A 9,855-nucleotide genomic window follows, 5' to 3' on the forward strand; every position below is an offset into this window, starting at 1 on the left:
CAAAGCTTTTGCTTCTGGAATTAATAGATAGATGCTTAATGTCTATCGTAAGAACAGGTGTATGTTTTTGGGGTAATGCATACCTGTTTGCCCTTTTGCCATAAGCGTCAACTTGGCCGAGGGTAATGATTGTTTGCTCCCCGGTGACCGGTTTTCCACTTATTTTCTACCATGAATCCCCCTACTTGACGAAAGTATTGCCAGTCCGTAAAATTTCTGCGCTTTATTTTGCCTGTGGTTCCCTTCTTGTGAGCGATTATTTAAGCGCTTCTTGTTAACAAGCTGTTATGAAAAAGCTTGTTGTGAACAAATAGTGGAACGGGTTGCATAAGCCGGTTTCTACCGGCTTTTGCTGTTTAAAGCAGGAGTTTGGACTGCGCTATCCTCTGACGGTCCAGGCCCAACACTTTGAAACGGTTCTCGAATAGAGATTGGAGTTTGCTGAATGGCAACCATTAACCAGCTGGTGCGCAAGCCCAGGAAGCGTAAGGTTAGAAAGACGGACGTGCCTGCGTTGCAGGCCTGTCCCCAGCGCCGCGGAGTTTGTACCCGTGTTTATACTACTACCCCCAAGAAGCCAAACTCGGCACTGCGTAAAGTCTGCCGTGTGCGTTTGACCAACGGCTTTGAAGTGACCTCCTACATCGGTGGTGAAGGTCACAACCTGCAAGAGCACAGTGTGGTGCTGATCCGTGGCGGTCGTGTCAAGGACTTGCCGGGTGTTCGTTACCACACCGTTCGCGGCAGCCTGGATACCCAGGGTGTTAACGATCGCAAGAAGGGCCGTTCCAAGTACGGTACCAAGAGACCCAAGCGCTAGAAACCGGTTGCCAGAGACCACTGTCAAGCCGGGTAAGAAAGTAATCAATATCAGGTTGATGAGAGTAAGGCCAGGTCGCTTGCCGAAATAGTTACTGATCCTGGATTACCTGAAGACCGACATAGAGGGCTTATCAATGCCAAGAAGACGCGTAGTCGCTAAGCGCGACGTGCTGCCAGATCCCAAGTTTGGCAACAAGACACTTACAAAATTCATCAACCACGTGATGGTCAGCGGTAAGAAATCCGTCGCTGAAAAGATCGTATATGGTGCCCTGGACATCGTTCTGGAGCGTACCAATAAGGAGCCTCTGGAGCTGTTCGAGAAAGCTCTGGAAACCATTGCTCCTATGGTAGAGGTCAAGTCTCGCCGTGTTGGTGGTGCCACTTACCAGGTACCCGTTGAAGTTCGTCCTGCCCGTCGTACGGCCCTGGCCATGCGCTGGCTGGTGGACGCTGCACGCAAGCGTGGTGAAAAGTCCATGAAACTCCGCCTGGCTGGAGAGCTGCTGGACGCTGCTGAAAGCAAGGGGGCTGCCGTCAAGAAGCGTGAAGACGTGCATCGCATGGCGGAAGCCAACAAGGCATTCTCCCACTACCGTTTCTAAGTATCAGAGGATTGAGTCGTGGCCCGTAAAACCCCGATCAACCGCTATCGCAACATTGGCATCTGTGCCCATGTTGACGCGGGTAAGACAACGACCACAGAGCGTGTTCTGTTTTACACCGGTCTGAGCCATAAAATTGGTGAAGTTCATGATGGTGCTGCCACCATGGACTGGATGGAGCAGGAGCAGGAGCGTGGCATCACCATTACTTCTGCTGCCACAACCTGTTTCTGGCGTGGTATGGATGCCCAGTTTGATGAGCACCGTATCAACATTATCGACACCCCCGGACACGTTGACTTTACCATAGAGGTAGAGCGTTCCCTGCGGGTACTCGACGGTGCTGTCGTGGTACTGTGTGGCTCTTCCGGTGTTCAGCCCCAGACTGAAACCGTATGGCGTCAGGCTGACAAGTACGAAGTTCCCCGCATGGTCTTCGTTAACAAGATGGACCGTACCGGTGCTGATTTTGACATGGTCATCAGCCAGCTGCGTGACCGCCTGAATGCCAACGCGGTACCAATGCAGATGACCATTGGCTCTGAAGACGAGTTCAAGGGTGTGGTTGACCTTGTCAAGATGAAATCCATCATCTGGAACGAAGAAGACCAGGGGATGAGCTTCACTTACGAAGACATTCCGGCCGATATGGCAGCGCTGTGCACAGAAATGCGTGAATTCATGGTAGAAGCTGCCGCTGAAGCCACTGAAGAGCTGATGGAAAAGTACCTCGAAGAAGGTGATCTTTCAGAACAAGAGATCAAGGCCGGTATTCGTGCCCGTACCCTGGCCAATGAAATTATCCCGGTGTTCGGCGGCTCTGCTTTCAAGAACAAGGGTGTGCAGGCTGTGCTGGATGCTGTTATCGAGCTGATGCCCTCACCAAAAGAAGTGAAGGCAATCGAAGGTGTTCTGGACGATGCAGAAGGTACGGTTGCTACTCGCGAAGCGGACGACAGCGCGCCTTTTTCTGCCCTGGCGTTCAAGATTGCCACCGACCCGTTTGTGGGTACCCTGACCTTTATCCGTAATTATTCCGGGGTTCTGAACTCCGGTGATACAGTTTACAACCCGGTCAAGAGCAAGAAAGAGCGTGTTGGCCGAATGGTGCAGATGCACGCTAACAACCGTGAAGAACTCAAAGAGTGTGTTGCTGGTGACATCGTCGCGCTGATCGGTATGAAAGATGTCACTACCGGTGACACCCTGTGCGCCATGGACAGTGTGATCACCCTGGAACGTATGGAGTTCCCGGAGCCGGTCATCTCTGTTGCGGTTGAGCCCAAGACCAAGGCTGACCAGGAAAAAATGGGGATCGCCCTGGGCAAACTGGCCCAGGAAGACCCATCGTTCCGCGTACACACTGACGAAGAGAGCGGCCAGACCATCATCTCCGGTATGGGTGAGCTGCACCTGGATATCATCGTTGACCGTATGCGTCGCGAGTTCAAGGTAGAGGCGAACATTGGCAAGCCACAGGTTGCCTACCGCGAGAAGCTCAAAGGCACTGTTGAGGCTAACCACAAGTTTGCCAAGCAGTCCGGTGGTCGTGGTCAGTACGGTCACGTTGTGGTTGAATTCTCCCCTGCTGACGACGGTGAAGAAGGTCTGGAGTTCATCAACGAAATCGTTGGTGGCGTCATTCCCAAGGAATACATTCCGGCAATCCAGAAAGGTATCGAAGAACAGATGAAGAACGGCGTGATCGCCGGCTACCCGCTGCTGGGTCTGAAAGCTCGTCTGTATGATGGTTCCTTCCACGATGTTGACTCTAACGAAATGGCGTTTAAAATCGCTGCTTCGCAAGCTCTGAAGAAATACGCGCCACAGGCCAGGCCTGTCCTGATGGAGCCTATGATGAAGGTCGAGGTGGTCACACCGGAAGACTACATGGGTGACGTTATGGGCGACCTGAACCGTCGTCGCGGTATTGTTCAGGGAATGGACGATACACCTTCTGGTAAGGTGATCAACGCTCAGGTGCCGCTGGGTGAAATGTTCGGCTACGCTACCGATCTGCGTTCAGCAACTCAGGGGCGAGCTACATACTCCATGGAATTCCATGAGTATGCCGAAGCGCCCGCCAGCATTGCTGAAGCGGTCATAAAAAACCAGGGTTGATATCAACCAAGGGGTTCTGACTGTCTGATTTCCGGAAATAACAGGATTATTTATGTTTTTTTAACATGAGAAATTCTTTCCGGCGAAAATGGCTGTTAGAATGCCCTGCTTGATATTGCTACCCTCGAACTATTTACAGCTAAAGGTTAAGAGATATGGCTAAGGAAAAATTTGAACGCTCGAAGCCGCACGTAAACGTCGGCACCATCGGTCACGTTGACCACGGTAAAACCACCCTGACGGCAGCACTGACCCGCGTCTGTGCCGAGACCTGGGGCGGCACCATGCGTGCCTTTGACCAGATCGACAACGCGCCGGAAGAGCGCGAGCGTGGTATCACCATCTCTACTGCACACGTAGAGTACGATTCACCGAACCGTCACTACGCCCACGTAGACTGCCCGGGACACGCCGACTACGTCAAGAACATGATCACCGGTGCTGCCCAGATGGACGGCGCGATCCTGGTATGCTCTGCTGCTGATGGCCCCATGCCACAGACCCGTGAGCACATCCTGCTGTCCCGTCAGGTAGGTGTACCTTACATTGTGGTATTCCTGAACAAGGCCGACATGGTTGACGATGAAGAGCTGCTGGAACTGGTAGAGATGGAAGTCCGTGAACTTCTGGACACCTACGATTTCCCGGGTGACGACACACCAATCATCATCGGTTCTGCCCTGATGGCCCTGAACGGCGAAGACACCAACGAAATGGGTACTTCCGCTGTACGCAAGCTGGTAGAAACCCTGGACGAGTACATCCCGGAGCCAGAGCGAGCCATCGATCAGCCATTTTTGATGCCGATCGAAGACGTATTCTCCATCGCTGGTCGTGGTACTGTTGTAACTGGCCGTGTTGAGCGTGGAATTATCAACGTTGGTAACGAAGTAGAAATCATTGGTATCAAAGAGACCACCAAGACCACCGTTACCGGTGTTGAGATGTTCCGTAAGCTGCTGGACGAAGGTCGTGCCGGTGAGAACATCGGCGCCCTGCTGCGTGGTACCAAGCGTGAAGACGTTGAGCGTGGCCAGTGTCTGATCAAGCCAGGAACCGTGACTCCGCACACCAAGTTCGAAGCTGAAGTGTACATCCTGTCCAAGGAAGAAGGTGGTCGTCACACGCCATTCTTCAAGGGCTATCGTCCACAGTTCTACTTCCGTACCACTGACGTCACCGGCGCGGTAGAACTGAACGAAGGCGTTGAAATGGTGATGCCGGGTGACAACATCAACTTCGTTGCTACCCTGATCAACCCGGTAGCGATGGAAGAAGGTCTGCGCTTTGCGATCCGTGAAGGTGGCCGTACTGTTGGTGCTGGCGTTGTTGCCAAAATCATGGAGTAATCCAAATTTCGTTTGAAAATTTATACTCGAATCCCATAGAAACCCCGGCTCAGGCCGGGGTTTCTCGTTTTGGGTAGGGAAAAATGTGTGTTGCCAGAAGTTCAAAGGGTTGGAAAGGATCTGCTGTCTTGTTATACCCACAGTTAAGAGCGTATCAAATTCAGGTTGTAACTGCTCATATTTGACAGGCAAAACCTCTGCTTCTAATGTTCTTTTCGGGATTTTAATAGGCTGTTGAGGGTCATCTGTAAAATTCGCAGGTCTTTTTCGAGTAGTTACGACTGACCTGTGACAGAGCGGTTTATCTGAGCCTGTTTCGCTTTTGGACCCGACAGCTTTATCGTCCTGCCCTGGCGCTTTTTTTTTCTTGAGTTGAGATCTTCACATCTCTTGGTAATGCTGCCAGACCAGTTGTGTAAATCATGGGACACTCCCTGTCTTGATTGCTGGTATTTGGAGATTGCCTGCAAATTTTGCCAGGGAATTAATAAAACATTTCCGTTTGTTTCTAATGAATTGAAAATATTTAATGATGTTTTATTCTATAAAGCACTAACCAGCCGGTAAGCAGAGCTAACCCCTGACCGGTACTTGTGGGCCAGCTGTAGAATGAAATTTTTAAGGTTCTTCTGAAAGCTGCTATTCCCATCCTGTCCAGAGAAGAAGGCGATCTTCACACGCCATTTTTAAAGGGCTAACGTCCACAGTTCTAACAGTACACGCTGCCCATTACCTTACTTGGAATTACACACGAACCCAGTGAGCCGGATTTTCGCTATTCACTTCTTGTAGTTCTAAAGGTTCATTGGAGAGCCGTTCTTTCTGTTTTGCTGCCCTGTTAAGCCAATCTTCGGTTTTATGAATGGCATCCTCCAGATGCCCGATTCTGTAACCATAACCCTTCCTCAGGAAGTAGTGTTCCATAGATTCATACCATTTCGCTTTGTATGGGATACCCGCCTCAATTTTGGCAGACTCAATTCTGGTGCGCTGTTCATGCTGAAGTCTCAATTCCTCTGTCATGCCTTTTTTCTCATAATATTTTATGTTGTCATTGATGTCTGCTAACTTTACCGCATAAAGCTTGGTCCGCAGTGCGAAAAGAGACTCCTCCATTCTTTGGTATTTTGTTAAAAACCGCTCTTCTGGTGAAGTAGAGGCGGTTATCTCGGCTAATTTTTGACGGGTATCCACCGACGCTGACACGGCTGCAGTAATACAGTGAGTGGCGCAATCGGCGAAAACATAGCCCATGGCATAAAACAGGAGGGCATGGGCGGCAATAATCAATCCAGCGACAACAAGAAAGAACACTGCCCCTGGCTGACTTGCAAAAAGAGCAAAAGCACCAATAAAAAGCCCGGATGTGATTGCAGAGGTTTGCACGGCGTTTAAAGCTTTCAACAATATAGAAGTCACGGTGAAAACCCTGCCCCGTATGGTTTCTACCAGTGAACTCCGATCAGTCTCCGGATTGTTGACCTTGTATATTGTCTCAAAGCTTTTAGAAAAGATTTTAATCGCCAGGGCCAGCTTTTTTATTTTTCCGGGTGGCTGTTTGAACTCCGGACTTTCAATGATAATTCCATCCTCTTTTAATGGCTGCATCCGGTGAAATGCGTTGGTTTGCCCGGGCAGAGGCTTCATCAATAGCCTGAGGTTTTCGGGGTTTTTGGGCTCAGGACGGTTTATAGGAGATGCGGCCCTGTGGCGGATTGGTTGCTCCCGGCTTTTGTTTTTTTTTGTCTTAACAGGGTTATCGTTACTTTTCTTCCCTGTCAAATCCATAGTTAAGGACTTTTCACATTCATTGTTTTTCAGCTCTAATGGATGGGCTATGGCAAGCATTGGACAATCCTTGTGTTAATTGTTTGTATTAAGATGGCACGTGCAATTTTTGTTTCATAATTAATAGAGTTTTACCATCGGATTCTTTGTTGAAGCGTTCCTGTTTACAATTTTTTTTGTAAAAAACTAATCGACTGGTCAGTAATACTAACCCCTGAAGTGGTAAGGCATTGGTAAAATTAAGGCCACTGAATCATGCATGAATCAAGTCATACGGTTTCAGCGACGACTTCCCCGATGAATTAAGCTCCTCGAGTTCCCGTTGTGCATTAGTGAGCAGTGCTTTCTGTTTTTCCGCCCGGTCAAGCCACGCTTCGATTTTACTGATAGCAGCCTGCAGTTTCTCAGTATTGCACCAATACCAGCTTCTCAGGCAATAGTGCTGCTGAGCATCAAACCATTTCGCCTGGTAGGGATCTGGAATACCCGCATCAATTCTGTCAGCCTTAAGCTTGATACGCTTTTCGGTCAAAAGCTCCAATTTCTTGGGTGATTCACAATAGCTTATTTTGAAATTAATCCTGTCAAGCTCTGCAGCATAAAACCTGGTTTGTAATTCAAAGAGAGACTTCTTCATTCTCTGGTATTTTTTTAAAAACCTCTGCTCTGGTGAAGTAAAGGCTGTTATCTCGGTTAATTTTTCCCGGGTATCCACCGACGCTGACACTATTGCCGTCATGAGGCGAGATATTCCCACAGAGATTATAAAACCAACAGCAAAAACCCCAAAAGACAGGCCTGCAATGGCAAGTCCGACAGGAATGAACATCATTGCTCCCTCTGGGTCCATGCCCGCAAAAATAGTAAGAGCACCAAGAAAAAGCCCGATTGCCACGGTAGTGGCGACTACTCCGCTTAGTGTGGTTAACAATGTAGAGGTCACGGTGAATACCCTGCTACGTATGGTTTCTACCCGTGGACTGCGATCAGTCTCCGGGGTATTGACCCGGGATGTTTCCCAAAAACTTTTGCAAAAAATTTTAATCGCGAGGGCAAGCTTGTTTATTTTGCCTGGCGGCTGCTTGAACTGTGGATCATCGATGGTAATATCCCTGGCTTCAAAGCGAGACTGCATGGTTTGAAATGCCCCTTGTCCGGGCAGGGGTTCCATCAATAACCTGAGGTTTTCGGACTCTTCTAGTGGCGATACTGCCCTGTGAGAGAGTAGCTGGCCATAACTTTTGTGTTCAATAGAGTTATCGTCCTTACCAACCTTTGGTGTTTCTTTGGTTGAGGAGGTTATTACATCTTCAGATGATTTAATTAAACTACCGCTAATCATATGGTAATCCATGTGTTATTCACTGCTATTTAGATGGAGTGTCCATGTATTGGAATGGGATTGATAAAGCGTTTCCACCTGTCCTGATTCATTGTGAAAGTATTTAACATTTTGCCATTCCTTAAAGCACTAACTGGCCGGTAAGTAATACTAACCAGCCAAAGGTACTTCTCAATTGCGAATTACACAGGGATCAAGCCAGGCGGTTTTTTGTATACCACTTCCATATTTCTGGCAGTAGGTGTTTGGGGAGTAATCTTATTAATCTCCTGAAGTTTGCTGTATTTATTAGTGAGCTGTTCTTTCTGTTTTGCGGCCCTTTTAAGCCAATCTTCGGTTTTTTGGATAGCCTCTTTCAGTTTATCCTTGTCACATCGGTAATTTTTTCTCAGGCAATAGTACTGCAAAGAAAGAAACAATTTCGTGCCAGGGTCCGGAATACCAGCCTCAATTCTGTCAGTTTCAAGCTTGTCGCGCTTTTCTTTCGCAAGTCTCAATTTCTTTATATCAGGATATCTTTCATACAATTTTATGGTGCTATTAATCTCTTCGGAGTCTGCAGCATAAAGCTTGGTGCGCAATGTTAAGAATGACTTCTCCATTCTTTGGTATTTCTTCAAGAACCTCTCTTCGGGTAAAGTAAGAGCGGTTATCTCGGTTAATTTTTCATGGGTATCCGCCATCGCTGACACTGCTGAAGTAAAAAAGTTAGAGATTTCTTCAACCAGGAAATAACCAAGAAAATAAATCGCGATACCAAACATTAAAAGGAAAGGTACAATCAAAACGATATCGCCCACTCCCGCTGTCACAGTTGAAAGAAGAATAAAAATACCAATAAAAAGTCCTGTTGTTACACCAGGGGCTATTACAATATTCAGGGCGGTAAACAATAGAGAGGTCACGGTGTAAACCTTGCTACGTATTGATTCTACCAGTGCACTCCGATCAGTCTCTGGATGATTGACCTGGTGTATGGTCTTAAAGCTTTTGGAAAATATTTTAATCGCCAGGGCAAGTTTTTTTATTTTCCCGGGTGGTTGCTTAAACTCCGGGTCATTAATGGTAATATCATCTGCTTTAAATGGTGACTCCGTTTTGTCAATTGCTGTTTGTTCCGGTGAAGATGTCTTCAGCTTGCATGTTTCGGATACTTCAAGCCCTTCAGTTTTCTCACAAAGGGATATTGCCCTGTGTGAGATAGACTTGCCTGAGGTTGTGTGGCTTTTGGGCCCTGCAGTTTTATCGGCCTGTATCTGCGCTGCCGGTGCTTTTTCATCAGTTTTTGTGTTTGAGCACACTGATGCTGTTTGCTGTGAGGAACCATTCCCGCTAATCATAGGATACTCCTTGTCTTGATTCCATGTATTCAAATGGCACATGTATAATCAGGTTTGGAATCGATGAAACATTCCCTTATGTTTGGAACAACATTTAATAATTGATTTATCCATAAAACACTAACAGGTCGGTTAGTTGTATTAATCCTTGGCTCTTTGGCCAAGGGGCTGTCCGAGAATGGTGCCCGTAGCGAGGATTGCGAGAAATTAAGGCTTGTTTGACGGATGTAAGCATGGGGACCAGGATTGGATGCTGATATTTCCTTGGAAATGTCATTCGTTCATCCTGATAGAGCTTCTTAAGGTAGGCTTTAGGGGATTTTTCTTGATAGAATGTCTGTTCATTCCTTCTTTAGCTTCTACGAACGAGTGCAGGCCGCTGGGTTTCTTCGTGTTGCGGGTCTTGAATTGGAACCTCGAAGAGCACAAATGACTAAGTAGTTGGCCAAATGGAATCGTATATTTCTGGCTAAGTGGACAGTTACTAT

7 protein-coding genes are annotated in these 9,855 nt (G+C 47.8%); 4 read left to right on the forward strand and 3 right to left on the reverse strand.

The genetic code is table 11. From position 1 onward, the window contains the following. The first annotated feature begins 445 nt into the window (after positions 1-445). The 4 genes from rpsL to tuf all read left to right on the forward strand — a co-directional run bounded on the left by rpsL (position 446) and on the right by tuf (position 4,897). Positions 446-820, forward strand: coding sequence for a 30S ribosomal protein S12 (gene rpsL / locus KDK14_RS10180; RefSeq protein WP_257264993.1), 375 nt, complete (start codon positions 446-448; stop codon positions 818-820). A 136-nt stretch (positions 821-956) separates the two neighbouring features. Next, positions 957-1,427 (forward strand): 30S ribosomal protein S7, encoded by a 471-nt coding sequence (gene rpsG, locus KDK14_RS10185; RefSeq protein ID WP_101748087.1) that lies wholly within the window; start codon positions 957-959, stop codon positions 1,425-1,427. Between the two features lie 18 nt (positions 1,428-1,445). After that, a complete protein-coding gene (gene fusA, locus KDK14_RS10190) occupies positions 1,446-3,548 on the forward strand; it encodes an elongation factor G (protein WP_257264994.1) in 2,103 nt (700 codons plus the stop codon). Between the two features lie 155 nt (positions 3,549-3,703). Then, a complete protein-coding gene (tuf, locus tag KDK14_RS10195; protein WP_163369486.1) occupies positions 3,704-4,897 on the forward strand; it encodes an elongation factor Tu in 1,194 nt (397 codons plus the stop codon). A 744-nt stretch (positions 4,898-5,641) separates the two neighbouring features. On the opposite strand, the gene KDK14_RS10200 is transcribed toward tuf, so the two are convergent. From KDK14_RS10200 to KDK14_RS10210, 3 genes are all read right to left on the reverse strand, one after another. Beyond that, positions 5,642-6,745: a hypothetical protein gene (locus KDK14_RS10200; RefSeq protein ID WP_257264995.1), complete on the reverse strand. Its 1,104-nt coding sequence runs from the start codon at positions 6,743-6,745 to the stop codon at positions 5,642-5,644. A 193-nt stretch (positions 6,746-6,938) separates the two neighbouring features. Next, positions 6,939-8,027 carry a hypothetical protein gene (locus KDK14_RS10205; RefSeq protein WP_257264996.1) on the reverse strand — a complete coding sequence of 363 codons (1,089 nt, stop codon included), beginning with the start codon at positions 8,025-8,027 and terminating at the stop codon, positions 6,939-6,941. 182 nt (positions 8,028-8,209) lie between these two features. Beyond that, positions 8,210-9,367 carry a hypothetical protein gene (locus tag KDK14_RS10210; protein WP_257264997.1) on the reverse strand — a complete coding sequence of 386 codons (1,158 nt, stop codon included), beginning with the start codon at positions 9,365-9,367 and terminating at the stop codon, positions 8,210-8,212. Positions 9,368-9,855: the final 488 nt, after the last annotated feature.

Source organism: Endozoicomonas sp. ONNA2 (assembly GCF_024606365.1).
In the GTDB taxonomy this organism is placed as follows: Bacteria; Pseudomonadota; Gammaproteobacteria; order Pseudomonadales; family Endozoicomonadaceae; genus Endozoicomonas.